The following is a 26,315-nucleotide window of genomic DNA, read 5'->3' on the forward strand; positions in this document are numbered from 1 at the left end:
TTGGTGCCTAAACAGTACTGAGGTTACTGTCTAGTAATGTCGTTAAAAAATGAAAAAGTTTTATAGACAGTAGAAGAAGTGCCTAAAATTGAGCTTGTCAAAGGAAGCAGGGCGAAAACGGCCATTGCTCTTCTTTCCATCTCTGTCTGCTCATCATCCTTCGGCTGAGAAAGATAAGCTGCCTTAGATGCAGCACCAAGCTGGGCAATTTTTAAATCCCTGCTTATTCTATCTTTAGTCTCTGATTCCGCACCATGTTCTTGGCTGAAGAGATGGTTCATTGCTTCTCGTAAGATAGGATTCTCGCTGCTAATAATTTCATTATCTATGACCGAACGAATGGCAAGATACTGAGTCGGATTAATTTGATTTGTTTTTCCATCAGAAGTTTCAAGATTACTAATGGTTTGTTTTGTAACTCCAATCCGTCTTGCTAAATCTTCAGCAGTCCAATTGGCTATGTTTCGAAGCGATGAAAGATTAGCCTGCAATCGCTTGATGTTTTGATTTGAATGTGACACTCTTTTTGGCATAGAAAAACCACCTATTATCAATTATTTTATACTTTATTATATAAATTATTATAAAGAATGTCAATTATATATAGATATAAAATAATTTACTAAAATATAATATTTTATATCTATATATTAAAAAACTGCAAAGGGCTGTTTCTCATGAAAGGCCGGCTAAAAATGAGAAAAGAATTTTCTAAAATGAGAAGATGAGAAATTTAAAAAGTAGATGTATCAATGTGTTTTTGAAGTTTTTTAAACAAAAGATTAGAATTTTTTAAAAATAACAAATTAATGACATTTGGAGTTTTTGTGTTAAAAACAATGTTTTTTTATGTTAAAATACGTGATGTAGATATAATATTTTGAAATATTCTACAAAATCTTTAAGGAGAAATTCTTTTTATTATGAAAATGAAATGGAAACTTTTAGGCTTGGTTTCAATTCTTACTGTTTTAGTAGGAGCTTTTTGGATGACAAAAACGGCAAAAGCTGATCAAGTTACCAATTATGCCAATACGTCTTCTATTACTAAGTCAGACGGAACACCGCTTTCTGCTGATTCATCTATTCGCTATTGGGAACCTTTGGCGGTTAGTAACAGCATTACCTTTCCGGATGAAGTGAGTATCAAAGCTGGTGACACACTGACTTTAAAACTCCCCGAACAATTGCGCTTTACAACAGCACTGACATTTGATGTTTTGCATTCTAGCGGTCAGTTAGCGGGTAAGGCAGTTACTGATCCAGTAACGCAAGAGGTGACTGTAACTTTTACAGATATTTTTGAAAAACTGCCTCTCGATAAGGAAATGTCACTCAATTTCAACGTACAGGTCAATCACGATAATATAACATCTCCTGGAACGCTCAACTTCACGTACAACGGGGTGGCTTATACGACTACGGTTGAAGAAAAAGAAATTGTGCCAGTCAGTCCGGCTGTATATAAGACAGGTTATCAGGATCCTAATGATCCAAGTATCATTCATTGGCAAGTACTGATTAATAGTAAGCAGGCAGCGATTGATAATCTCACTTTGACTGATGTTGTTGGTGAAGGTCAGGAAATTGTCAAAGATTCTTTGCTGGCAGCACGCTTGCAATATATCGAAGGTGATGATGTTGACAGTTTAGATGAAGCTGCTTCAAGGCCTTATGCAGAAGATTTTTCTAAAAATCTCTCTTATCAAACAAACAATACCGGCTCAGCGGTTGGATTTACATACACCTTTGGCAGTACGACTAATAACGCTATCTTCATTTCTTATAATACACGTTTGACTAAATCACAGTCTGTTGGTAATGACATGACCAACACCATTGCCATTTCCGGGAATAATGTAAACTATTCGGATACAGTCGGCTACGCTCGCATTGAGTCTGCCTACGGTAAAGCCAGCTCAAGACAAAGAAGAGAGTTGCAAACGACGACAACTGTTGCTGAAACAACAACTTCAGGATCACCTACTACAACGACTGAAGCTACAACAGAAAGCACTACAGCTGCAGAGACAACTACAACAACAGAAAACAGCACGACTACTGAAGGAGCCACAACGACAACCGGCAATACTTCGACCACAACAGAAGCAGGAACAACAACTTCCAAAGAGACAACAAGCGGTCAAACAACTGCGACAACGGTAGGAGGTCCTTTAACGACAAATGCAACGACAACTGCTAAAGAAACAGTTAAGCGGAAAGTGAGACTGGTCTTGCCATCTACTGGTGAACAAGCTGGTCTTTGGCTGACTGCCATTGGACTCGTCATTGTAATAGTAGCAGGTGTTTATTTCTATAGAACACGCCGTTAATCAAAATGTTAAAACTAATGATACAAATAGAGGTTGGAACTAGTGGTTCCTTCCTCTTTTTTTGGTAAATAGTCAGACTTTTGGTTTGGTTACAAATATTTTTTGCGGGAATTGCTTTTTTAAGAGGGGGCATTTTATGGTATAATAGGTTTAATAATCATCCAAGGAGGTTATGTTATCAGTAGTAACAGTACAGCCAAAAGGTTATTGAAAAAGAGCCGGAAGGGTCTTTTAAGGGGAGTTTTTAGCCGGGCAACAGTTATTATTATCTTATTTCTTATTCAAATTTTGCTGCTGCTGTCTACCTTTCTGTGGTTCAATCACTATAGACTGCACTTACAAATTTTGGAAATCATTTTAATGACAGGAGCGGTGCTTTATCTGGTTAACAGTCAGATGGACACGCTTTCTATCATTACCTGGCTGTTGGTTATTCTGCCTTTTCCGCTTTTAGGAACACTTTTTTTGATTTATACTAAGCAGGATTGGGGCTATCGAGAGCTGAAAACACTTATGAAAAAGTCAACTCAGGCGATAAAGCCTTATTTTCAGCATGATCAAAAAATTTTGAACAGGTTAAAAGAGAGCCATGCCAGAACCTATAATTTGGCTCAGTATCTTCATAGAAGCGGCGGTTTTCCTGTCTATGAGAACACTAAGGTCACCTATTTCCCCGACGGACAGTCTAAATTTGAAGAGATGAAAAAACAGCTGTTAAAAGCTGAAAAATTTATCTTTTTAGAATATTTTATTATCGCCGAAGGTCTGATGTGGGGAGAGATTCTGTCGATCTTAGAACAAAAAGCCAAGGAAGGTGTAGAGGTTCGTGTCATGTATGATGGCATGCTGGAGCTGTCTACCCTGTCTTTTGATTATGCCAAAAGGCTGAAGAAAATCGGAATCAACGCCAAGGTCTTTTCTCCGATTTCTCCTTTTGTGTCTACCTATTATAACTACCGTGATCACCGCAAAATCTTGGTTATTGATAATAAGGTTGCCTTTAATGGCGGAATAAATCTTGCCGATGAATACATCAATCATATTGAGCGTTTTGGTTATTGGAAAGACACAGCAGTTATGCTGGAGGGAGAAGGAGTGGCCTCCTTTACCTTGATGTTCTTGCAGATGTGGTCCACGACTAATAAGGATTACTATTTTGAACCTTATGTGAGAAATTCCTATAAGGCAGCTGCAAACGGTTATGTTATTCCCTACAGCGATTCACCGCTCGATCATGAAAAAGTGGGAGAAAATGTTTATATCGACATCCTTAACCAAGCCAGAGACTATGTTCATATCATGACACCGTATCTTATTTTAGACAGTGAACTGGAGCATGCCCTAAAATTTGCTGCTGAACGCGGGGTGGATGTTAAGATTATTATGCCGGGTATTCCTGATAAAAAGGTTCCCTATGCTTTGGCTAAACGCTATTTTCCTGCTCTTCTTGATGCAGGTGTTAAGATTTATGAATTTACACCTGGCTTTGTCCATGCCAAAGTCTTTGTAGCTGACGGCATCAAAGCAGTGGTCGGAACAATCAACCTTGACTATCGTAGTCTCTACCACCATTTTGAGTGTGCCACATACATGTATCAGACTGACTGTATCGCTGATGTAGAAAAGGATTTTCAGGAGACGCTTAAACAATCCAGACGAGTAACCCGATCAACTCTTAGAAAAGAGAAAATTTCTACCAAAGTAATCGGTGTGGTTGTTAAGCTGGTAGCTCCGCTTCTGTAACACTTGGCAAATCACTATTCTTGTGTTACAATAGCTTTATGCGATGAGTCGATTGTGGCTATGCCACACGCGCTAAGGAGATCATAACGCAGGAGCGGATCTTGGCAAGTTGTGTGAACCTGCTTGCCACGCTTTTTACAAAGTGCCTTTTCCCTTGTTTTAACAAGGGATTTTTTATTTTAAATTCATCCTTTACAGGGTTTTATTTTCAGCTAAAAAGTAGTATAATTAAACCTATTAAATGAATAATAATAAAGAGGTAAATTGAGACTATGGGATACACAGTTGCTGTCGTTGGTGCTACAGGTGCCGTTGGAACTCGCATGATTCAACAATTGGAGCAGTCTACGCTCCCGATTGACAAAGTACGTCTTTTGTCATCATCACGGTCTGCAGGTAAGGTTTTGCAGTATAAGGGACAAGATATTACGGTTGAGCTGACCACTGAAGAATCATTTGACGGCGTTGATATTGCACTTTTTTCAGCCGGCGGTTCGGTTTCGGCTAAATTTGCTCCTTATGCTGTTAAGGCCGGTGCGGTAGTTGTTGATAATACATCTCATTTCCGTCAAAATCCTGATGTTCCTTTGATTGTGCCCGAGGTCAATGCTCAGGCAATGGATGAACACAATGGAATTATTGCCTGCCCCAACTGTTCAACAATCCAGATGATGGTGGCTTTGGAGCCTATCCGTCAAAAATGGGGGCTTGAACGGGTGATTGTGTCAACTTATCAGGCTGTGTCAGGAGCGGGCCAATCTGCTATCAATGAAACTGTCCGGGAAATCAAAGAAGTTGTCAATGATGGCGTTGAACCTAAGGATCTTCATGCAGATATTTTGCCGTCCGGCGGGGACAAAAAGCACTATCCAATCGCTTTTAACGCTCTGGCGCAAATCGATGTATTTACTGACAATGACTACACTTACGAAGAAATGAAGATGACCAATGAAACCAAGAAAATCATGGAAGATGACTCCATTGCTGTTTCAGCAACCTGTGTCCGTATTCCTGTTCTTTTCTCGCACTCTGAGTCTGTCTATATTGAAACAAAAGAAACAGCGCCGATTGAAGAAGTTAAAGCGGCCATCGCTGCCTTTCCTGGTGCAGTTCTCGAAGATGATACCGAGCATCAAGTCTATCCTCAGGCGGTTAATGCTGTCGGCAAACGTGAAACTTTTGTCGGCCGTATCCGTAAAGATTTAGATGTCGAAAAAGGCATCCACATGTGGGTTGTTTCAGACAACCTGCTCAAAGGTGCAGCCTGGAATTCAGTTCAGATTGCTGAAAGTCTTCATGAACGAGGTTTGGTACGTCCTACTAAAGAATTAAAATTTGAACTCAAATAAAGCCGCAGGCTAATCGTAAAACAGATGAAAGGGAGAGGTTATGTCAATTACAGATTTTAAAGACGCCAAAATTATTACAGCACTGGTCACACCCTTTAACGAAGATGGCTCCATCAATTTTGCAGCTCTTCCAAAACTTATTGAGCATCTGCTTGCTCACCATACTCAAGGTCTTCTTCTGGCAGGAACAACGGCTGAAAGTCCGACCCTTACTCACGATGAAGAATTAGAGCTGTTTGAGGCTGTGCAAAAGATTGTTAAGGGGCGGGTTCCTCTGATTGCCGGTGTCGGAACTAACGATACGCGTGACTCTGTTAACTTTGCCAAAGAAGTCGCAGAATTTGGTGGCTTTGCAGCTGGTTTAGCTATTGTTCCTTACTATAACAAGCCAACTCAAGAAGGGCTGTATCAGCATTTTACAGCTATTGCTGATGCCAGCGATCTTCCGATTATTATCTATAATATTCCGGGACGCGTGGTCACCAAGCTTGAAGCAGATACTATGCTGCGTCTGGCTAAACATCCCAATATCATCGGAGTGAAGGAATGTACCGATCTTGATACTATTGCCTACTTAGTTGAGAATAAGCCAGATGATTTCCTAGTTTATACCGGTGAAGACGGCGAAGCTTTTCATGCTCTCAATCTGGGGGCAGACGGTGTCATCAGTGTCGCTTCGCATACCAATGGGGATGAACTGTTTGATATGGTGGAAGCTATTGGAAACAGCGATATTAAAAAAGCAGCCCAGATTCAGCGTCAGTTCCTGCCAAAAGTGAGCGCTCTTTTCTCAGTTGCCAGTCCGGCTCCCGTAAAAGCGGTACTCAATCATCAAGGCTTTGAAGCAGGACCCCTGCGCTTGCCTCTGGTAGCTTGTACAGATGAAGAAGCCAAGCGTATTATTGAAATCGTTGAAAAATAGGAAGGATAAGGGTAGAGCATATTGCTTTGCCTTTGTTTTTTTGAATACGACGGTTTTTCCTATCGGCTGCTGTGCCAATTAAGGCTGTGAAAGTCAGCACACTTTCTTATCTTGATTCTTGATGGCATTATGGCTATTTTTCAAAGAATTGATTGTTTAGGTTAAAAGACTTGACAATTATTCGAACAATTTAGATAATAAGATAAACGTTAAAAGCGCTGAATGAATTTTAGAAAGAGGTTTCTATGCAAGTTATCAAACGCAGCGGTCAGGTCGTTGACTTTGATCCTGATAAAATTTATCAAGCTATCCTTGGAGCGGCTCAAACTGTTTACGTATTAGACGATGCTCTGCGTCAGGACTTGGCACAGGTAACAAAAAAAGTCGTTGTTGATTTAGAAGAAGCACAGACTGAACGCCCGACAATCAGCATGATTCAATCTTTGGTGGAACATCGTTTGCTGGATGCCGGTTACATCAATATTGCTGAGCACTATATTTCTTACCGTCTTCAGCGCGATCTGGAGCGAAACGGCTATGGCGATCATATCAATGTGCACTTACATTTTGAACAGCTTAAATGATGGTGCAAAGTACACAGCTTGATTTTTCAAATGATGAGAGACTGGGGCAAAAATCAGTATTCTTTAGGGGATTGATTTTTGTTCCAGTTTTTTTACAAGTATATGATTTAATTTACATTTAAAATTCAGTTACAGGCCTTTGCTGGACGACTGTCTATGCTATAATAAAAGAAAACGCAAAGTAGCATTAGGAGGTCGGGCTTTATGTTAAAGGAAAAACGAAATAAGGGCTTTGTCTTATATCTGGTTTTAGGACTTTGTTTTATCATTGGTGCTTTAGGTACTTTCGTGCTGGTTTCTCAAGGAAATAAAAAAGCTCCGGATGTTATTTATAAGGGAGAATCAACCAGCGCTTCCTCCGGGGACAAGGTATCCCTTAGGGTATACGATATTTACTCAAAACCCCTAGCGACTATTAAAGGCCGCAAGACGGTTATCTGGCTGGTCAGCTATGATAAGGGCTATGTGGGTTTGGAGTCTAAAGAAGATGACAAAGATGTCGCCAAGCTGTTAAATGCAGGCGATTCGCTGAAAGACCAGCCTAAACGCATTACCGTCAAGTACTATAATACACGTACGGGCGGCAAGAGCCGCATCAGAAACTACTCAGGTGCCATGACCGGTGTTTTAAGAACAGCTCCGGCTATCAGTAAGTATTTTTCCTTCTATACCTATGTTTCCTTGCAGGATGTCAAATCTGACCGAACAAGCCTGCCGATTGTCTGCGGAATTTTAGGACTTATTGGGGGCATTCTGATTGCTGCCGCTTTCTTCACGCGCCATAAAGTTAATCAAGCTTATGATGAATTGTATGCTGCCTACCCCGAATTGAACGGTAATCTGGATCTCCTTTTATCAGACGCGCTTTACCATGATGACAATCTTAAAATCGCAGTCTATAAAAACCATTTAGTCAGCTATTTCCGTGGCTTCTGTGTGGTTGATTTACAGCAGGTTGTTCAGCTGTATCACCGTATTATTAAAACAAAACGCTACTTTATCACGGTTAATCGGCAGTCTTTCCTTGTTGCGGTGAAGGCTGATAAGAAGAAGGTGAACATGTTCATTCGTAACCGCGGCAAGAAGACTGATGAAGAACTCCAGCCCTTCTTTGCTGCCGTGCAGGAGCATTTTCCTAACATCAAAATCGGCTATGACAAGCTTTTCTAAGAAAGTTGGTGAATCAATCTGCCCAATCAGCTGTAAGCACGAGCTTGCGGCTGATTTTTTTGAATACGAAAGTGCAGCTTCTGAATAATTGCTAATTGTTATTGAAAGCGCTATAATTTAGGTAGGCAAGCACATCAATTTTAAAAATGTCTGGAGGGCAAAGCTATGTTAGAAACATTTAAAATTACAGCTAAAAAAACAACAACCGGCTTACAGGTAGAGGCTGATGCGCGTGGTTTCAAATTTATTTTAGATGAACCGGAAGAACTGGGAGGAACAAACACAGGAATGAATCCTGTCGAAGCTTTATTGTGTGCGTTTGCTGCTTGCCAATCCATTGTCTGTGCATCGTTTGCTGAATCGCAGGATTTTAGCTATGATGAATTTTGGATAGAAGTTGAAGGCGATCTCGATCCCGATGGTTTTATGGGATTGTCTGAGGCTCGCAATGGTTTTCAAGAAATTCGTTACTCAACACATTTTGTAACAAATGAACCTCAGGATAAGATCGATGCTTTTTCCGATTTTATGGATCAGCACTGTCCGGTAAGCGATAACTTGCAAAACGGCGTCAAAGTTGTCCGAACAGCTGCAGTCAAAGAAAGCAAATAAACGACAGTGGCTACAATGAATAAAGACAGACTTGTTTACCTTGTTTTCAATGTAAATGGGCCTGTCTTTTTATATGAGGTAAAAACATAATTTTCTGCCATTTTCAGCAACCTCTGCGAAGATAAATGATATAATAGAACGTGATTATAATGTCTCAGTATGAAAGGAATTTACATATATGCCTACTATTCAATGGTTTCCGGGTCACATGTCCAAGGCACGCCGTCAAGTGCAGGAAAATATAAAACATGTTGATTTCGTCACGATTTTAGTGGATGCCCGTTTGCCTTTTTCCAGTCAAAATCCTATGCTGACCAAAATTGTGGGTGACAAGCCCAGACTGATGATTCTAAATAAAGCAGATTTGGCGGATGGTAACCGTACCAAGGAATGGCAAGCCTACTTTGAAAGTCAGGGCATTACAGCTCTGGCCCTTAACTCTAAAGAACAGAGTGCCGTAAAAAAAGTGGGAGAAGCAGCCAAGAAATTGATGGCGTCTAAGCTCTCCAAATTGCGTGAGCGCGGCATTCAAAAAGAAACTCTCAGGACAATGATTATCGGTATTCCCAATGCCGGGAAATCAACTCTGATGAATCGCCTGGCTGGTAAAAAAGTAGCAGCAGTCGGCAATAAACCGGGAGTTACCAAAGGTCAGCAATGGCTTAAATCTAACAAAGATTTGGAAATTTTAGATACTCCCGGCATTCTCTGGCCGAAATTCGAAGACGAGACTGTAGGGTTTAAATTGGCTTTGACAGGGGCGATTAAGGACAATCTTCTGCCCATGGATGAGGTCACTATTTTTGGACTCAATTATTTTAAAGAGAACTATCCTGAACGCCTGAAAGAGCGTTTTAAGGGAATGGATTTAAGCGAAGAAGCGCCTGAGATTATTATGTCTTTGACACAAAAGCTGGGATTCCGAGATGATTACGATCGCTTTTATTCTCTTTTTGTCAAGGAAGTTCGTGATGGTAAATTGGGCAGGTATACATTAGACAAGGTCAGTGATTTAGATGGCGACAATTAAAGAAATCAAAGAGCGGTTAGCTGGCATTGACAGTTTGGATGATGCATTTTTTAAGGCTCTGCTGACAGATCAGCGCTCGGGTGTTCAACAAGCAATAAAACAGCGGCAAAAGCAGATTCAAGCTGAAAGGGCAGAAGATGAGCGCTTGGAGCGCATGCTGTCCTATGAAAAGATGCTTTATGAGCAAGGCTATCAGGCTATAGCCGGAATTGATGAAGTTGGCAGAGGACCTCTGGCTGGTCCTGTTGTTGCAGCAGCTGTTATTTTACCGCCTAACTGTAAGATAAGAGGTCTTAACGACAGTAAAAAAATTCCAAAGTCGAAGCATGAGGCTATATACAATGATATTGTAAAAAACGCTCTTGCTATAGGTCTCGGCACTAAATCAAACGATGTGATCGATCAAATTAATATCTATGAAGCAACCAAATTGGCCATGCTGGAAGCTTTGGGGAAGCTGTCTGTCCAGCCTCAGCACCTGTTGATAGATGCTATGGCGCTTGAGATTGGCATTCCTCAGACCTCGCTCATTAAAGGAGACGCCAAATCGCTGTCTATTGCGGCTGCCTCTATTGTTGCAAAGGTTACGCGCGATCGTATGATGGCAGCCTATGATCGGGAATTCCCAGGCTATGGCTTTGTTCAAAATGCCGGCTACGGTACCAAAGAGCATTTAAAAGGACTGCAGGAAAGAGGAATAACACCAATACATCGGCAGAGTTTTGAGCCGATTAAGAGCATGGCAGGCCAATAACAGTTATTTTTTAAGAAAAAGTGCCTTTTTGGAGAGGGCAGGGGTGACAGTATGACAACAGAAATGGAAAAAATGCTAGCCGGCCAGCTGTATGATGCAGGCGATGCTGAATTAAAAGGACTGCGGTTAAGAGCGCGTGAGAAGATGGCTGTTTTTAATCATGAGTTTGACCGCGGCAGGCGCCAAGAGCTGCTAAAAAATTGGTTGGGCACAACTGGTAACCATATCATAATCGAACCGCAGTTCTCCTGTGATTACGGCTGCAATATCCATGTTGGGGAAAATTTTTACGCTAATTTTAACTGCACCTTTCTTGATGTCTGTGAAATTCGCGTCGGAGATAATGCCATGATTGGCCCCAACACTCAGCTGCTGACGCCGCTGCATCCGCTGGATGCCCAAGAACGCATTTCCGGTCTGGAATACGGTGCTCCGATTATCATTGGCGATAACGTATGGATAGGCGGCGGAGCCATTGTTTTACCGGGTGTCAGCTTAGGCCATAATGTCGTTGTTGGAGCAGGAAGTGTTGTGACAAAATCCTTTGGGGACAATGTTTTGATTGCCGGCAATCCTGCAAGGATTATTAAAGAATTATAAACGGAAAAGTTTGGGATAAACGTCTCAAACTTTTTCAATCTATGCAGTCCCAACTGGTTGCCGCAGTAGATGGGATCAATACTTATCTGGCCACTTCTTGATTTTCAGGAGTTCATCTTAAACAGCCGCTGGAGTGTTTAAGGACTAGGCAAGTGATAGCCTCAACAGTTTGGAGAAGTGTTGGAAATGGAACAGCAAAATCGAAATAGCCATTTTATGATAGTTTTAATTTTTATCCCGCTCTCTTTTCGAATAGTTTAAATAGCGAGGTATAAAATGGATAATTTTCAACTATTTAAACTAAAAAAAGCAGGACTGACCAACCTTAATGTTTTACACATTCTTGCTTATCAGAAAAAGAAGGGGAAATCCTTATCTTTGCGTGATATGGCCGTTGTTTCCAAATGCAGGGATCCTTTGATTTTTATAGAGAATTATAAAAATCTGAACAGCAAAGAACTGCGTCCTGCCTTTAATCGGTTCCCGTCCTTATCTATACTGGATAAGGACTACCCTTTAGAGCTTAAAAATATTTACAACCCGCCTGCCCTTTTATTTTATCAGGGAGATCTGGAACTCATGAGCAGACCCAAGTTAGCTGTGGTCGGTTCGCGAAATGTCAGCAAAACCGGTGTAGACTCCGTCAAAAAAATTATTCAGGAGTTGGAAAACCGCTTTGTTATTGTCAGCGGTCTGGCACGCGGTGTTGATACTGCTGCGCATTTGGCCAGTCTAAAAAATGGCGGAGCTACCATTGCAGTTATCGGCTGCGGACTCGATGTCTATTATCCCAAGGAGAACCGTCAGCTGCAAAACTACATCGCAAAAAATCATCTCCTCTTATCAGAGTATGAGCCTAGCAGTCAGCCGCTCAAGTACCATTTCCCGGAGCGCAACCGCATCATTGCCGGGCTTTCCCGAGGAGTTGTCGTAGCAGAGGCGAAAACCCGTTCAGGCAGTCTGATTACCTGCGAACGCGCATTGGAAGAAGGGCGAGATGTTTTTGCTGTTCCCGGAAATATTTTAGACGGGCAGTCAGACGGCTGTCATCATCTTATTCAAGAAGGAGCCAAATGCATTACATCAGGCATGGACGTGCTAAATGAATATCAGCTGAGAAAATAAGTTTTCCTATAGGAAAAGTTTGTTCTTGACAGTATTCTAAAAATGATATATTATTCTAGAAGTTTATAACTTATAGGAAGTACAGAATATTGACAAGTAAAACGACGGTAAAAACCAAAAAAACAAGCAAAAAACGGGCAACACCTAAGAAAAATTTAGTCATCGTTGAGTCTCCTGCCAAGGCAAAGACGATTGAAAAGTACCTTGGACGTTCTTACAAGGTTGTTGCTTCGGTGGGACATATTCGTGATTTGAAAAAATCGAGTATGTCTATTGACTTTGATAATAACTATGAACCCCAGTATATCAATATTCGCGGGAAAGGTCCCTTGATTAATTCTTTGAAAAAAGAAGCCAAAAATGCCAAACAAGTTTTTCTGGCCAGTGACCCGGACCGTGAAGGTGAAGCTATTTCTTGGCATTTGGCTCACATTTTAGACCTTGATCCTAAGGGGAAAAATCGTGTTGTTTTTAACGAAATCACCAAGGATGCTGTCAAAAATGCTTTTGTTGAACCGCGTCAGATTGATATGAATCTGGTTGATGCTCAGCAGGCGCGCCGTGTTTTAGACAGAATCGTCGGCTATTCTATTTCACCTATTTTATGGAAAAAGGTTAAAAAAGGTCTGTCAGCAGGGCGTGTCCAATCTGTTGCCCTTAAGCTTATTATTGACCGCGAAAATGAGATTAAGGCCTTCAAACCAGAGGAATATTGGAGTATTGACGGTTTCTTTAAAAAAGGCAGTAAAAAATTTCAGGCGAGTTTTTATGGGCTTGACGGTAAAAAAGTCAAACTTAAAACTAATGCGGACGTCAAGGAAGTGCTGGCTCGTATTCAGGGGGATGAATTTCTTGTCAGCAAGGTAGAAAAAAAGGAACGCAAGCGCAATGCACCGCTCCCCTACACTACTTCATCACTGCAGCAGGATGCAGCCAACAAGATTAACTTTAGAACCCGCAAGACAATGATGGTGGCCCAGCAGCTCTATGAAGGAATCAGACTGGGATCCAGCGGTCAGCAAGGTCTGATTACCTATATGCGTACCGATTCAACCAGAATCAGTCCAGTTGCGCAAAATGACGCTGCAAACTTTATTTCAGAGCGTTTTGGAGATAAGTATGCCAAGCACGGCAACCGCGTCAGAAATGCTTCTGGAGCCCAGGATGCTCATGAGGCTATCAGACCCTCTAATGTTAATCAGACACCTGAATCTATTGCTAAGTATCTGGACAAGGATCAGCTGAAACTTTACACGCTTATCTGGAATCGATTTGTTGCCAGTCAAATGACAGCAGCAGTCTTTGATACCATGAAAGTCAATCTTGAACAAAATGGTGTCCGTTTTACAGCCAACGGCAGTCAAGTAAAATTTGATGGTTATCTGGCTGTTTACAATGATTCTGATAAAAATAAAATGCTACCTGATATGGCAGAAGGGGACGCTGTTAAAAAAGTATCTACCAATCCTGAGCAGCATTTCACTCAGCCGCCTGCCCGTTATTCTGAAGCGACGCTTATCAAAACGCTGGAGGAAAATGGTGTTGGCCGTCCCTCTACCTATGCGCCTACGCTTGAAACGATCCAAAAACGGTATTATGTCAAACTTGCGGCCAAGCGTTTTGAACCGACTGAACTTGGTGAGATTGTCAATGGTTTAATTCTCGAATTTTTCCCAGATATTGTGGATGTTAAATTTACAGCCGAGATGGAAGGAAAACTCGACCAGGTAGAAGAAGGTCAGGAGCAGTGGCAGCAGGTCATTGACAGTTTTTACAAGCCTTTTGAAAAAGAGCTTGCCAAGGCCGAAACAGAAATTGAAAAAGTCCAAATCAAGGATGAGCCAGCAGGCTTTGACTGTGATGTCTGCGGACATCCGATGGTTATTAAATTAGGACGCTATGGCAAATTTTACGCCTGCAGCAATTTTCCCGAATGTCGCAATACAAAGGCGATTACCAAAGAAATCGGCGTTACCTGTCCGCTTTGCCAAAAGGGTCAGGTGATTGAGCGCAAAACAAAGCGCAACCGTATTTTTTATGGCTGCGACCGCTACCCTGAATGTGACTTTACCTCGTGGGATAAGCCGGTCGGCCGTTCCTGTCCTAAATCAGGCGATTTCTTGGTTGAGAAAAAAGTTCGCGGCGGCGGCAAACAGGTTATTTGCAGCAGCGAAACTTGTGATTATAAAGAAGAAATTGTTAAATAGCTCAAAAAGTTTGCGTAACAAAAGTTATGTAAACTTTTTTCTATCTATCGCTTTTTTACTGTGATAGCTGATAAGAAACAGCCTTTCAAATATGATATAATAAAAGATATTCTGTTAGAAAGATTTGAGGGAAAAGAAACGGCTGCAGCCTCTACAGACTAAGATATCTATGACTGTAAGGGCAGCTCCCGTTCTTCTTCCCAAGAGGTATTGGTGTTATGTCTCAATCTTATATCAACGTTATCGGTGCAGGACTCGCGGGAAGCGAAGCTGCCTATCAGATTGCCAAGCGCGGTGTGCCTGTCAAGCTTTATGAAATGCGCGGTGTTAAATCAACTCCGCAGCATAAGACGGATAAATTTGCAGAACTTGTTTGTTCCAACTCGCTTCGAGGGGATTCCCTGACCAATGCGGTAGGCTTGCTGAAAGAAGAAATGCGGCGGCTGGATTCTGTCATTATGCGGGCAGCGGAAAGCACCCGTGTGCCTGCCGGCGGTGCCTTAGCGGTTGATCGTGATGGTTTTTCACAGAAAGTCACCGATGAAGTAATGAAGCATCCGCTTGTTGAAGTGATACGTCATGAAATCACAGAAATTCCCGAGGATGCCCTTACAGTTATCGCAACCGGTCCTTTAACAAGCGATGCTTTGGCTGAGAAAATTCATGCGCTCAACGGCGGAGATGGTTTTTATTTTTATGATGCAGCAGCGCCCATTGTTGATAAAAATTCTATTGACATGGAAAAAGTTTATCTTAAGTCACGCTATGATAAAGGTGAGGCCGCTTATCTCAACTGTCCGATGACCAAGAAAGAATTTATGGCTTTTTATGAGGCCTTAATAACAGCAGAAGAGGCCCCGCTCAATGCTTTTGAAAAGGAAAAGTATTTTGAGGGCTGCATGCCTATTGAAGTCATGGCTAAGCGAGGCACTAAAACCATGCTCTACGGTCCTATGAAGCCAGTTGGGTTGGAATACCCAGATGACTATAGAGGGCCTCGTGATGGCGATTATAAAACACCTTATGCGGTTGTACAGCTCCGTCAGGACAATGCAGCTGGAAGTCTTTACAATATCGTGGGCTTCCAGACACATCTTAAATGGGGAGAACAAAAACGTGTCTTTCAAATGATTCCTGGGCTTGAAAAGGCAGAGTTTGTGCGCTATGGTGTCATGCACCGCAATTCTTACATGGACTCTCCCAATCTGTTAGAACCTACTTTTGCAGCACGTCAAAATCCAAATCTTTTCTTTGCCGGTCAGATGACAGGTGTTGAAGGCTATGTGGAATCTGCCGCGTCAGGACTTGTCGCGGGCATTAATGCCGTTCGCCGTTTGAAGGGAGAAGAAGCGGTAATCTTTCCTCAGACGACTGCTATCGGTGCTTTGCCGCATTATATCACCCATACAGACAGCAAGCATTTTCAGCCGATGAATATTAATTTTGGCATTATTAAAGAATTAGAAGGTCCGCGTATTCGCGATAAGAAAGAACGCTATGAGAAAATCGCTCAGCGATCGCTTGAAATTTTAACTGATTTCATGAATATCTAGTTTGAAAAAGCTGGGGCTGGTTAGTCTCAGCCTTTTTGTATGAACTTGATTCTCTGAAAAATGATGAAAATCTTTGAAAAACGTTTACATCTTTAATATAAAATTATGCGCATTGTTTTTTGATTAGAAAAATGTTACAATAATGACGTTTTGTGAAAAAAACATCTTAATTTGGGAGGTTCCTAATGGACAAGAAAGTGCATTATAAATTGCGCAAAGTTAAAAAAAGATGGGTAACCGTTTCGGTTGCATCTGCTATGATGACCTTGGCTGCGCTGTCAGGCGGAATGGTTAAGGCAGAATCGGCTGAATCCGGTGTCCCTTCTAAGGATTCCAATGCTGGTATTGTGACGGCTGCAGAAGAACCAGCTGTAACATCTGCTGATGATGCTACAGCTAATCAAGAGGTTACCAGTTCAGCTGAAACAGCGGCTGATGACAGCCTTACTATTTCCTCTGAAAATCAAACTCAGGCGGTAAACGCAACAACTCAGGCACAAACAAGTGCTCAAAAAGAACAAAGCTGGACCGCAGTAGAGACCAATCCTGCTGCAAGTGCAAGCAATACTGGCAGCCGCTCGGAGCAAGAAGCAGTTAACTCTGATGATCTTAGCCTGCTTGAAGGTATGGCTAACGTCAAGAAGGTTAATGGTAACTATTACTATTATAATGCCGATGGCTCTGTCCAAAAAAACTACACAGTAGTTGTCAATGGAAAAACCTTGTATTTCGACGAGACCGGTGCCTATACAGATACCTCAAGTGTCAAAGTGACTGCAGAATCTTCTTCAGCAGCCACAGAAAATTCTTTTGCCAAATACAATCAGGTGTACAGTACTGATGCTGAGAACTTTGAGCAAATTGATAATTATTTGACTGCGGAATCTTGGTATCGTCCTAAGTACATCTTAAAAGACGGTAAGACATGGGTTGAGTCGACAAAAGATGACTTTCGTCCGCTTCTGATGACATGGTGGCCGGATAAAGAAGTTCAGCGCCAGTATGTTAATTATATGAGCAGCCAGCTTGGACTGGATCAGACTTACAGTACATCAGCCAGTCAGGCCGAATTGAACTTGGCGGCACAGACCGTGCAGGCTAAAATTGAAGAAAAAATTTCGATCACTCAAAATACAAATTGGCTGCGCTCAACAATCTCTGCTTTTGTTAAAACACAGTCAGCCTGGAACAGCGACAGTGAAAAACCGTTTGATGATCACTTGCAAAACGGTGCCTTGCTTTATGATAATGAAAGCAGCCTAACACCTTATGCTGATTCGGATTACCGTATTCTCAACCGCACACCGACTAATCAAACTGGTCAAAAAGATCCGCGCTACACAGCAGATACAAGTATCGGCGGCTATGAGTTCCTGCTTGCTAATGACGTTGATAATTCTAATCCGGTTGTTCAGGCAGAGCAATTAAACTGGTTGCATTTCTTGATGAACTTTGGATCGATCTACGCTAACGATCCTGATGCCAACTTTGACTCTATCCGTGTTGATGCCGTTGATAATGTTGATGCTGACCTGCTTCAAATTGCCGGCGATTACTTAAAATATGTCAAAGGCATTAATAAGAACGACAAGACTGCCAATGATCACCTGTCTATCTTAGAAGCCTGGAGTGATAACGATACGCCTTATCTGCATGATGACGGCGATAACATGATCAATATGGACAATAAGCTTCGCTTATCTTTCATCTGGTCACTGGCAAGACCTTTATCTGTGCGTTCAGGTCTTGAACCGCTGATAACAAACAGCTTAGTTGACCGTACCAATGACAGCGCTGAAACAGCTGAAATTCCGTCGTACTCATTTGTACGTGCGCATGACAGTGAAGTGCAGGATTTGATTCGTGACATCATCAAGGCTGAAATCAATCCCGATTCGTTTGGTTACTCATTTACAGAAGAAGAGATTGAAAAAGCCTTCAAGATTTATAACGATGATCTGAAAGCAACCAATAAAAAATACACCCATTACAACACAGCTCTTTCTTACGCCCTGATTTTGACCAATAAATCCAGTGTTCCGCGTATCTACTACGGAGATATGTTTACTGATGACGGTCAATACATGGCTAACAAGACCATTAACTTTGATGCTATTGAAAGTCTCCTGAAAGCCCGTATTAAATACGTCTCAGGCGGTCAAAGCATGAAAGTACATTACCTTGCAAACACTGACCGTACAAAATGGGATCAATCGGTCTTGACTTCTGTTCGTTACGGTAAAGGTGCGATGACGGCTGATGAAACAGGCGATCAATTAACGCGTCAGTCCGGTATTGTTGTTATTGAAGCTAATCAGCCAAGTCTTCGTCTCAATGAGGATGAACGCTTGGTAATCAACATGGGTGCAGCTCATAAAAACCAAGCTTACCGTCCTTTGATCTTGACAACTGACAGCGGTGTGGCAACTTATAATAGTGATCAAGAAGCAGCAGCGCTTGTTCGTTACACTAATGAAAACGGAGAATTAATCTTTACTGCCAGTGATATCAAAGGTTATGCTAATCCTCAGGTATCCGGTTATTTAGCTGTCTGGGTGCCGGTAGGAGCCAGTGAAGATCAAGACATCCGCGTAGCAGCCAGCGAAACAGCAGCAACTGACGGCAAGTCAATCCATCAAAATGCAGCTCTTGATTCACGCGTCATGTTTGAAGGATTCTCAAACTTCCAAGCCTTTGCCACAACAAGAGAAGAATATACCAATGTTGTCATTGCGAAAAATGTAGATAAATTTGCTGAATGGGGAATCACTGACTTTGAGATGGCACCGCAATACGTATCATCTACAGACGGCAGCTTCCTCGACTCCGTTATCCAAAACGGTTACGCTTTTACAGACCGCTATGATTTAGGTATTTCAAAGGCTAATAAATACGGTACTGCTGATGACCTTGTCAATGCTATTAAAGCTCTTCACAGCAAGGGAATCAAGGTGATGGCTGACTGGGTTCCGGATCAAATGTATGCCTTCCCTGAAAAAGAAGTTGTTTCAGTGACACGTGTGGACAAATACGGCAATCCTGTTGAAGGATCGCCAATCAAAGAAAGTCTTTATGTGGTAGACAGCAAGAGTTCAGGAAATGACCAGCAGGCTAAATACGGCGGTGAATTCTTAGAGGAACTTCAAGCCAACTATCCTGAATTATTTGCCAGAAAACAAATTTCGACAGGTCTTCCGATGGATCCGTCTGTGAAAATCAAGCAATGGTCTGCTAAGTATTTCAACGGAACCAACATTCTCGGACGCGGTGCCGGCTATGTCTTGAAAGATCAAGCCACCAACACCTACTTTAACCTTTCTAAAGATAGTTTCTTCCTGCCAAAACAATTGCTGAATCAAGAAAGTCAAAGCGGTTTTGTTTATGATGGCAAAGGTTACATCTATTATTCAACCAGCGGCAATCAGGCTAAAAACACCTTTATCAGCGAAGGCGATAAGTGGTATTACTTTGATGCTGACGGCTACATGGTGACCGGTGTTCAGGTTATTGACGGCGATAATTATTACTTCCTGCCAAACGGTGTGCAATTAAGGGATGCTATCTATGACAATGGCAGTCAGGTCCTGTCTTATTACGGCAATGACGGCAAACGTTATGAAAACGGCTATCATCTCTTTGGTCAGCAATGGCGCTATTTTAAAGATGGAGTCATGGCAGTTGGACTGACTGAGGTTAATGGTGCTGTTCAATATTACGATGCTTCCGGCTTCCAAGTTAAAGGTGCGTTTGTCACAACCGAAGACGGTAAAGTAAGATACTTTGATAAAGATTCTGGTGATCAAGTTACTAATCGCTTTGTCAGCAATGCTCAGGGTCAATGGTTCTACTTTGACGCCAATGGTGTCGCTGTAACAGGTGCCAAAACCATTAACGGCCAACGCCTCTACTTCAAGGCTAACGGTGTTCAGGCCAAGGGTGAATTTATCACCGACCGCTACGGACGACTCAGCTACTATGATGCAGATTCAGGTGAACAAATCCGCAACCGTTTTGTTCGCAATGCTCAAGGCCAATGGTTCTACTTTGACGCTAATGGTGTCGCTGTAACAGGTGCCAAAACCATTAACGGCCAACGCCTCTATTTCAAGGCTAACGGTGTTCAGGCCAAAGGTGAATTTATCACTGACCGCTACGGACGTCTCAGCTACTATGATGCGGATTCGGGTGAACAAATTCGCAACCGTTATGTGAGAACTTCCAATGGCAACCTTTATTATTTCGATAATAATGGTTACGCTGTAACCGGCTGGAATAATATTCACGGCCGCAGACTTTATTTTGACGGCAGCTATCAATACCGTCATGGAGGTCATTCACGGCATAGCAGCGCTTTCCGCTATCAGTATCGAATCAACCGCAGCTACAGTCCCTTAGGGCATCTCTTTGGTTTCTTCCGTCCTTTCTTTTAAGAAAGGAGCAGAAGCGTTAAGAACTTGTTTTATCAGACAGGTCCGTTAAACTTACAATTCTGTAAGATTAAGACATCCAAGTGTAAGTCTTGGGTGTCTTTTTTGCTATAGAATAAAGGTACCTAAAGGAAGTGACCTTCCAAATGAATTAAGGTATAATGAAAAAAGGAGATTGTATGTTTTTAGAAATTAATCATTTAGAAAAAATCTTCCGCACGCGCTTTTCCAAAGAAGAAACACGCGCCTTGCAGGATGTTGATTTTAAGGTTGATAATGGTGAATTTATTGCCATCATGGGAGAATCCGGTTCAGGCAAGACGACCTTGCTGAATATCCTAGCAACCTTGGAAAAGCCGACAAACGGAACGGTTATCTTAAACGGCAAGGACATCACTAAAATTAAGGAAGGCGAATTAGCCAGTTTTCGTCTGAAAAATTTAGGTTTTGTTTTCCAAGAGTTTAATCTGCTGGATACGCTTTCTGTCAAAGATAATATATTTTTACCGCTTGTTCTGGATCGTAAGAGCTACAAGGAAATGGAGCAGCGCCTGCAGCGTATTGCTGCTAAGCTGAGAATTCAGGATTTATTGGAAAAACGGCCCTTTGAGCTTTCCGGCGGGCAAAAGCAGCGTGTCGCTATCGCCCGAAGCTTAATCACGAATCCTCAGATTCTTTTGGCAGACGAGCCTACAGCAGCCCTTGATTACCGCAATTCGGAAGACTTGCTGAATTTATTTGAGGCCATTAATGCTGACAGTCAAACCATTCTCATGGTTACTCACTCAGCTAACGCAGCCAGCCATGCTAAACGTGTTCTTTTTATCAAAGACGGCCGAATTTTTCACCAAATTTATAAGGGCAACAAAGACAATCAGGAATTCAGCAAGGATATCTCACTGACCATGTCAGCTCTTCTAGGAGGTGAGTAAAATGTTCTATGTCAAATTAGCTCTCAATAATATCAAGCAGTCCTACAAATATTTTGCTCCTTTCTTTCTGGTCAGCGTCACAACCTTTTTATTCAGCGGCATTACACTGCTCATTTTACTGAGTCCGGCCGCTAAAAGCATGGGGACTGGTACGACTGCCTTAGGATTGGCTAACACTGTTCTGAGTATTTTTGCTGCCATCATGTGTCTTTACAGTTACAATTTCCTGTTAAAGCAGCGCAATCAGGAATTTGGGCTTTATAACATTCTGGGCATGAACAAAAAGCAGATTATCTGGCTGTCTTCCATAGAACTAACTATCATTTATCTGGTAACTATGGTTCTGGGAGTTATTTTAAGTTTGGTCTTTGCTAACTTTTTTAACCTGATCTTTATTAACTTAGTGCATTATGATCAGCTGAATTTTTCTGTTAATCCAAAGGCTTTTACGATAAATATTCTCTTATTTGCAGCTATCTTTGTTTTGCTTGAAGTTGTCAGTGCCATTAGAATCTACCGTTCATCGGCACTCAACCTGTTCAGCAATCAAAGCCAAGGAGAGCGCGAGCCTAAGGGCAATATTATTTTAGCTTTTATTGGTATCTTAGCCCTTGGCTATGGTTACTATTTATCAGTTTCTTCAGTAAATCTGAGTGCTCTTACAGGAATTGTGCGTTTTTTCAAAGCTATCTTAGCGGTTATTTTGGGAACCTATTTATTTTATATCAGTTTCATCACATGGTATTTGAAATTTCGCCGAAAAAGCAAACGCTATTTTTACAAACCTGAGCATTTTGTCACCACCTCACAGATGATTTTCCGCATGAAACAAAATGCTGTCGGGCTGGCTAACATTACCTTGCTTGCGATCATGGCTTTTGTGACGGTGTTTTCAACAGCTGCCCTTTATACCAGCAACGAAAACCTTGTTCAAATGAGTTATCCTAAGAACACTATGATTGACTTCTATAAAGTTACTAACCGCAAGGAAGTACAGGATCTGGTTAAAACAAAAGCTGTAGAACCTCTTAAAAAAGCAGATAAAAATTTTCATAAGTCCTTTGATCAGTACCAGTCAGTAAGTTTTGCCGTTCCTTACGGTCGGCTTAAAACCTTAAAGGTCAAACCTTCTTTTATTTCTAAGAATCCCTATGAACATATGGATAAGGTCGGTGTTGTAGAAGTTGTCACTCAGGATGATTTCAGAAAAGTGGGCAATAAGGTCAAGCAGCTTGCTGCAGATGAGGTCGCTTTTTATGATTACAACCTGAATAAATCCTTTCAGTTTGATACCGTTAATTGGCTCGGTCAGCATTATAAAAAGGCTGCCTCTGTTAAAAGCATCAAAAACATGAAGATTGCAAATATCGGTATTCCAGCGGGGCTTCTCATCGTTTCTGATGATAGTGTCATGGCTGCCATGACTGAAATTTACAATAAATCAGCTGTTTCGCCATCCAATTATTCCTACTCTGCTTATGCCAACCTGTCTAAAAAGGAGCAGCAGGTCTTAATGGATATTTCAAGGAAAAACGGCGGTGCCCTCATCAATCAAAAAAAAGGCTTGTTTGCTGATCTTTCAACTGCCCAGAGTTATCGTGAGGAAGTCTTGAAACTGTCCGGCGGCTTTCTTTTTACAGGATTCTTGCTGGGGATAGCCTTTTTGCTAGGAGCCGCTTTGATTATTTACTATAAGCAGCTGTCTGAAGGGACTCAGGACAAACGTTCCTATACCATTCTGCAAGAAGTCGGTATGAGTCTAAAACAAGTTAAACAGACCATTAATTCACAGATTATCCTGGTCTTCTTTATGCCTTTGGCTATTGCCATCATGCACTTTATCTTTGCATTGCCGATTTTGAAACAGCTCCTTCTCATATTTGGTGTGCAGGGTGACCGGCTTATCTATACAGTCAGTGCTTTGACGATTTCTGGCATACTAGTCATTTACTTTATCATTTACAAAATTACCAGCAGAACTTATTACAAATTAATCGAAAGATAAGACAAGTGGCGATTTTTCGCCGCTTTTTTGGTAGAATAAAATTATGAAAAAGCAAGGAAAAGTTTATATAGTTGAAGATGATGCTACCATCGTCAGCTTGTTAAAAAATCATTTGGGACAGCAGTACCATGTCAAAAGTGTCGATAATTTCAGGGCTATTTTGCAGGAAATCGCTGAGTTTAAACCGGATTTAGTGCTTATGGATATTACCCTGCCTTATTTTAACGGTTTTTATTGGACCACTGAAATCAGAAAACAGCTGCTGACCATGCCGATTATTTTCATTTCCAGCGCCGATGAAGAAATGAATGCCGTAATGGCTATGAATATGGGAGGCGATGATTTTTTGAGCAAGCCTTTTTCGCTTCCTATCCTCGATGCTAAAATCGCTGCATTTTTGCGCCGGGCTAATGAATTTACCAAACAGAGCCATCAAATTGGGGACTTCGAGCTGACTCTGGACGGGGTATTTTCCAATACGGAAATGCAGCAAAAAATTCAGCTGACGCCAACCGAAACCAAGATTCTCTCCTTGCTGATTGACCATAAAGGCGAAGTGGTTACAAAAGAATCTCTTCTCAATCAGCTGTGGGAAGGTGAGGAATTCATTGACCAAAACACGCTCAGTGTCAACATGACCAGACTGCGCAAAAAGGTGCAGACCCTGAATTTTGATAAAATTCATACAGTCAGAGGAGTGGGGTACTTGATCAAATGATTAGAGCTTATTTTAAAGAATACAGTAACTGGTATATGATGTACGTGCTGCTTAGCTTGACTTTTTTGCTGACCTTTTACCTCTATCACCTGCCGTTCTCCTACTTTATCAGCAGCCTTATTTTTAATGGGACAATTTTAGTGCTCATCAGCCTGTACTGGTACTGGAAATTTTATCAAAAAATAAAGAGCCTGCATCATTTTATGACGGTCAGAGAGCTGAAAAATTTGAATTTTTTACAGGCACCCAGCGATCTGGCCTATAAGGCAGCGCTTGAGAAAGTATTGGAAGAACAGCTTGATGACAGACTTTACTATAAAGCGCGTGAGGAAAGCTTGCAGCAGCTCATAAAAATGTGGTCGCATCAAATGAAAGTGCCGATTTCTGCCATTTCTTTAATGGCGCAAACCAATCATCTGAAACAAGGGGATGTTCAAAGTCAGCTTTTAAGGCTGGAAAATGATTTAGCCCGGCTTTTAAACTATGTTAAATTCAGTCAGAATCAGAGCGATTTTCGTTTTGAAAAATGTCAGGTTCGTGAGATATTGGTTGATTTGATCAAGAAAAATCAGGTTTTCTTTTTGCAAAAAGAAATTTCGGTAAGCATTCAGGGTGACTGGGAGCTCAAATCAGATAAGAAGTGGCTGAGCTTTGTCTTTTCACAAATTTTGGATAATGCCATCAAGTACAATAAAAAGGGCGGTCACATCACTATTTTGATTCAGGAAAATCAGGTACTTATTGAAGATACAGGAATGGGAATTTTAAAGGAAGATATTCCCAGACTTTTTGAAGAAGGTTTTACAGGCTACAATGGACATGAACATCAAAAAGCGACGGGCTTAGGCCTTTATATGGCCAAAAAAATATTAAACAGCCTTGAGCTGGAAATTGCCGTTGACAGTCAGATTGACCAAGGAACGCAAGTCTGCATCACCAGAAAATGAAATCTGCTCAAGCATTTTTGAGGTTCTTTAAAAAATTAAAAAGAATTTTAGGAAGTTTTCCGTAATCATAAAAAGAGACCAAAAGGCTGACAGTCTTTGTTAAGAATGTGGCCTTTTAGTCTCTTTGTTTATGTTAACTAGTAGTGGATGACATTAGCTTCTTTTTGGATTTTGCGAATAAGCGGCTGAGCTTCAGGACTCAAAAAATAATTTAGACTTGTCGGAGGCAAAAGCTCTTTTAAAATGTCCAGATTTCCTTCTTTGAGAGCCTGCCGGACAGTCGAAGCACTGATTGGGCCGCTTTTATAGGCCTTGCGGGGGATAACCAAACACTCAATTCCCTGTTTGGGCAGCTCCTCAAGCATAATCTTATTGTAAATACCGGTTACCAGACTTGTCGGCTCCTCTCCAACATAGCGCTTTTGAATGCCCAAATGCTGAGCGATACGCGTAAAAATAGCCAAATCAATGCGCGCCTGACTTTCAATAACAGCTGCCTGATCTTTTTGGAAGTAGCTTGGAAATGTTGATTTGCTGATGATATAAGGACCGGTTTCATGGTAGCAAATATTGGCTAGATGAGCAGTTCCTTCCAAAATAAGCCTTTTTCGAATGTCAAAAGGAATCAGACTGCTGTCTTCACTGACCATAAAAAGGTGCAGAACATCATTATCGGCAGCTGCTTTTTCAACTAGATACTGATGTCCCAAGGTGAAAGGATTGGCATTAATCACCAAGGCAGCAGCAGTAGGAGCTTTACGTTCGGGCAGCTGGAGAGTTTTGAGATAGTTATCAAAGCCATCTTTCTTATTTTCCATGAAAACAATTTGATTATCAGCCCTGGCAATCTCGTAAAAGCCTAAATCACCAAAAAATCTGGCCGTACAGGGTTTAGTATAGAGAAAAATATGGGTATTGCCGCGTTCGAATTGAACATTGATGAGATGGGTGACAATTTCATTGAGCAATCCTTCTCCTTGATAACGGCTGCCGACACTTAGACAGCGAAGGGTATTGCCAAAACAGCTACCTGTGGCGATAACATTGAGATCGTCATCAAACATGGCACAGGTATAGTCCAGATTGGCATCCCGGTGAATGCCTTCTTTTTCCAGCAGGACATCAATCTTTTGCAGGCTGTTTTTATCGGAAGGGTAAATTTTTGAAATCGGATAGGTTGGCATGGCTTACTCCTTTATCAAATAGCGATCATCTGTAAGCGTAGAAGATGACTAAATTAAAGCACTGACATTTCTTATATTTTAGCACTAACCAGATCTTTTTTAAATATAAACAGTCATTTT

The 26,315-nt window shown here is 41.5% G+C and carries 21 protein-coding genes; 19 read left to right on the forward strand and 2 right to left on the reverse strand.

Annotation, left to right across the window (positions count from 1 at the left end):
• Positions 1–23: 23 nt before the first annotated feature.
• A complete protein-coding gene (locus BMI76_RS04610) occupies positions 24–533 on the reverse strand; it encodes a helix-turn-helix transcriptional regulator (RefSeq protein WP_075346424.1) in 510 nt (169 codons plus the stop codon).
• 390 nt (positions 534–923) lie between these two features.
• Here BMI76_RS04610 and BMI76_RS04615 point away from each other — a divergent pair, with 390 nt between their 5' ends.
• From BMI76_RS04615 to BMI76_RS04705, 19 genes are all read left to right on the forward strand, one after another.
• Positions 924–2,333: a collagen binding domain-containing protein gene (locus BMI76_RS04615; protein ID WP_075346425.1), complete on the forward strand. Its 1,410-nt coding sequence runs from the start codon at positions 924–926 to the stop codon at positions 2,331–2,333.
• A 207-nt stretch (positions 2,334–2,540) separates the two neighbouring features.
• Complete coding sequence (cls, locus tag BMI76_RS04620) at positions 2,541–4,076, forward strand: cardiolipin synthase (RefSeq protein WP_075346426.1); 1,536 nt, start codon at positions 2,541–2,543, stop codon at positions 4,074–4,076.
• A gap of 83 nt (positions 4,077–4,159) precedes the next feature.
• On the forward strand, positions 4,160–4,321 hold the full coding sequence (locus tag BMI76_RS04625; protein WP_075346427.1) for an aspartate-semialdehyde dehydrogenase: 162 nt from the start codon (positions 4,160–4,162) through the stop codon (positions 4,319–4,321).
• Positions 4,322–4,348: 27 nt separating this feature from the next.
• A complete protein-coding gene (locus BMI76_RS04630) occupies positions 4,349–5,425 on the forward strand; it encodes an aspartate-semialdehyde dehydrogenase (protein WP_075346428.1) in 1,077 nt (358 codons plus the stop codon).
• Positions 5,426–5,465: 40 nt separating this feature from the next.
• On the forward strand, positions 5,466–6,347 hold the full coding sequence (gene dapA, locus BMI76_RS04635) for a 4-hydroxy-tetrahydrodipicolinate synthase (RefSeq protein ID WP_075346429.1): 882 nt from the start codon (positions 5,466–5,468) through the stop codon (positions 6,345–6,347).
• A gap of 245 nt (positions 6,348–6,592) precedes the next feature.
• A complete protein-coding gene (locus BMI76_RS04640; protein ID WP_075346430.1) occupies positions 6,593–6,931 on the forward strand; it encodes an ATP cone domain-containing protein in 339 nt (112 codons plus the stop codon).
• Between the two features lie 204 nt (positions 6,932–7,135).
• The gene (locus tag BMI76_RS04645) at positions 7,136–8,101 is read left to right on the forward strand and encodes a hypothetical protein (RefSeq protein ID WP_075346431.1); all 966 of its coding nucleotides are present in this window, start codon (positions 7,136–7,138) and stop codon (positions 8,099–8,101) included.
• A gap of 165 nt (positions 8,102–8,266) precedes the next feature.
• Positions 8,267–8,713 (forward strand): OsmC family protein, encoded by a 447-nt coding sequence (locus tag BMI76_RS04650; protein ID WP_075346432.1) that lies wholly within the window; start codon positions 8,267–8,269, stop codon positions 8,711–8,713.
• A gap of 178 nt (positions 8,714–8,891) precedes the next feature.
• The gene (ylqF, locus tag BMI76_RS04655) at positions 8,892–9,743 is read left to right on the forward strand and encodes a ribosome biogenesis GTPase YlqF (protein ID WP_075346433.1); all 852 of its coding nucleotides are present in this window, start codon (positions 8,892–8,894) and stop codon (positions 9,741–9,743) included.
• Positions 9,730–10,497 carry a ribonuclease HII gene (locus tag BMI76_RS04660; RefSeq protein WP_075346434.1) on the forward strand — a complete coding sequence of 256 codons (768 nt, stop codon included), beginning with the start codon at positions 9,730–9,732 and terminating at the stop codon, positions 10,495–10,497. Before ylqF ends, BMI76_RS04660 begins: the two co-directional genes overlap by 14 nt.
• A gap of 51 nt (positions 10,498–10,548) precedes the next feature.
• Entirely contained in the window at positions 10,549–11,097 is a 549-nt protein-coding gene (locus tag BMI76_RS04665; RefSeq protein ID WP_075346435.1) for a sugar O-acetyltransferase, read from the forward strand.
• A gap of 276 nt (positions 11,098–11,373) precedes the next feature.
• Positions 11,374–12,222 carry a DNA-processing protein DprA gene (gene dprA / locus BMI76_RS04670; RefSeq protein WP_075346436.1) on the forward strand — a complete coding sequence of 283 codons (849 nt, stop codon included), beginning with the start codon at positions 11,374–11,376 and terminating at the stop codon, positions 12,220–12,222.
• An 89-nt stretch (positions 12,223–12,311) separates the two neighbouring features.
• Entirely contained in the window at positions 12,312–14,429 is a 2,118-nt protein-coding gene (gene topA, locus BMI76_RS04675; RefSeq protein WP_075346437.1) for a type I DNA topoisomerase, read from the forward strand.
• Between the two features lie 218 nt (positions 14,430–14,647).
• A complete protein-coding gene (gene trmFO, locus BMI76_RS04680; RefSeq protein ID WP_075346438.1) occupies positions 14,648–15,982 on the forward strand; it encodes a methylenetetrahydrofolate--tRNA-(uracil(54)-C(5))-methyltransferase (FADH(2)-oxidizing) TrmFO in 1,335 nt (444 codons plus the stop codon).
• Positions 15,983–16,167: 185 nt separating this feature from the next.
• Positions 16,168–20,412, forward strand: a complete 4,245-nt coding sequence (locus BMI76_RS04685) for a glycoside hydrolase family 70 protein (protein ID WP_075346439.1) — start codon at positions 16,168–16,170, stop codon at positions 20,410–20,412.
• A gap of 176 nt (positions 20,413–20,588) precedes the next feature.
• A complete protein-coding gene (locus BMI76_RS04690) occupies positions 20,589–21,341 on the forward strand; it encodes an ABC transporter ATP-binding protein (RefSeq protein WP_075346440.1) in 753 nt (250 codons plus the stop codon).
• A gap of 1 nt (position 21,342) precedes the next feature.
• A complete protein-coding gene (locus tag BMI76_RS04695) occupies positions 21,343–23,346 on the forward strand; it encodes an ABC transporter permease (protein ID WP_075346441.1) in 2,004 nt (667 codons plus the stop codon).
• 43 nt (positions 23,347–23,389) lie between these two features.
• Positions 23,390–24,064 carry a response regulator transcription factor gene (locus BMI76_RS04700; RefSeq protein WP_075346442.1) on the forward strand — a complete coding sequence of 225 codons (675 nt, stop codon included), beginning with the start codon at positions 23,390–23,392 and terminating at the stop codon, positions 24,062–24,064.
• Positions 24,061–25,011, forward strand: coding sequence for a HAMP domain-containing sensor histidine kinase (locus BMI76_RS04705; protein WP_075346443.1), 951 nt, complete (start codon positions 24,061–24,063; stop codon positions 25,009–25,011). The genes BMI76_RS04700 and BMI76_RS04705 overlap by 4 nt, the downstream gene beginning before the upstream one ends.
• A 137-nt stretch (positions 25,012–25,148) precedes the next feature.
• Here the strand turns inward: BMI76_RS04705 and citC are convergent, their stop codons facing one another.
• Positions 25,149–26,195 (reverse strand): [citrate (pro-3S)-lyase] ligase, encoded by a 1,047-nt coding sequence (citC, locus tag BMI76_RS04710; RefSeq protein ID WP_075346444.1) that lies wholly within the window; start codon positions 26,193–26,195, stop codon positions 25,149–25,151.
• Positions 26,196–26,315: the final 120 nt, after the last annotated feature.

It is taken from the genome of Streptococcus sp. 'caviae' (genome assembly GCF_001937065.1).
Taxonomy (GTDB): Bacteria; Bacillota; Bacilli; order Lactobacillales; family Streptococcaceae; genus Streptococcus.

Excerpts from the sequence above, each read along its gene's own strand:
- BMI76_RS04610 (WP_075346424.1), bottom strand. The coding sequence starts at position 533 with ATGCCAAAAAGAGTGTCACATTCAAATCAAAACATCAAGCGATTGCAG.
- BMI76_RS04615 (WP_075346425.1), top strand. The coding sequence starts at position 924 with ATGAAAATGAAATGGAAACTTTTAGGCTTGGTTTCAATTCTTACTGTT.
- BMI76_RS04630 (WP_075346428.1), top strand. The coding sequence starts at position 4,349 with ATGGGATACACAGTTGCTGTCGTTGGTGCTACAGGTGCCGTTGGAACT.
- dapA (WP_075346429.1), top strand. The coding sequence starts at position 5,466 with ATGTCAATTACAGATTTTAAAGACGCCAAAATTATTACAGCACTGGTC.
- BMI76_RS04640 (WP_075346430.1), top strand. The coding sequence starts at position 6,593 with ATGCAAGTTATCAAACGCAGCGGTCAGGTCGTTGACTTTGATCCTGAT.
- BMI76_RS04645 (WP_075346431.1), top strand. The coding sequence starts at position 7,136 with ATGTTAAAGGAAAAACGAAATAAGGGCTTTGTCTTATATCTGGTTTTA.
- BMI76_RS04650 (WP_075346432.1), top strand. The coding sequence starts at position 8,267 with ATGTTAGAAACATTTAAAATTACAGCTAAAAAAACAACAACCGGCTTA.
- ylqF (WP_075346433.1), top strand. The coding sequence starts at position 8,892 with ATGCCTACTATTCAATGGTTTCCGGGTCACATGTCCAAGGCACGCCGT.
- BMI76_RS04660 (WP_075346434.1), top strand. The coding sequence starts at position 9,730 with ATGGCGACAATTAAAGAAATCAAAGAGCGGTTAGCTGGCATTGACAGT.
- BMI76_RS04665 (WP_075346435.1), top strand. The coding sequence starts at position 10,549 with ATGACAACAGAAATGGAAAAAATGCTAGCCGGCCAGCTGTATGATGCA.
- dprA (WP_075346436.1), top strand. The coding sequence starts at position 11,374 with ATGGATAATTTTCAACTATTTAAACTAAAAAAAGCAGGACTGACCAAC.
- trmFO (WP_075346438.1), top strand. The coding sequence starts at position 14,648 with ATGTCTCAATCTTATATCAACGTTATCGGTGCAGGACTCGCGGGAAGC.
- BMI76_RS04685 (WP_075346439.1), top strand. The coding sequence starts at position 16,168 with ATGGACAAGAAAGTGCATTATAAATTGCGCAAAGTTAAAAAAAGATGG.
- BMI76_RS04690 (WP_075346440.1), top strand. The coding sequence starts at position 20,589 with ATGTTTTTAGAAATTAATCATTTAGAAAAAATCTTCCGCACGCGCTTT.
- BMI76_RS04695 (WP_075346441.1), top strand. The coding sequence starts at position 21,343 with ATGTTCTATGTCAAATTAGCTCTCAATAATATCAAGCAGTCCTACAAA.
- BMI76_RS04700 (WP_075346442.1), top strand. The coding sequence starts at position 23,390 with ATGAAAAAGCAAGGAAAAGTTTATATAGTTGAAGATGATGCTACCATC.
- BMI76_RS04705 (WP_075346443.1), top strand. The coding sequence starts at position 24,061 with ATGATTAGAGCTTATTTTAAAGAATACAGTAACTGGTATATGATGTAC.
- citC (WP_075346444.1), bottom strand. The coding sequence starts at position 26,195 with ATGCCAACCTATCCGATTTCAAAAATTTACCCTTCCGATAAAAACAGC.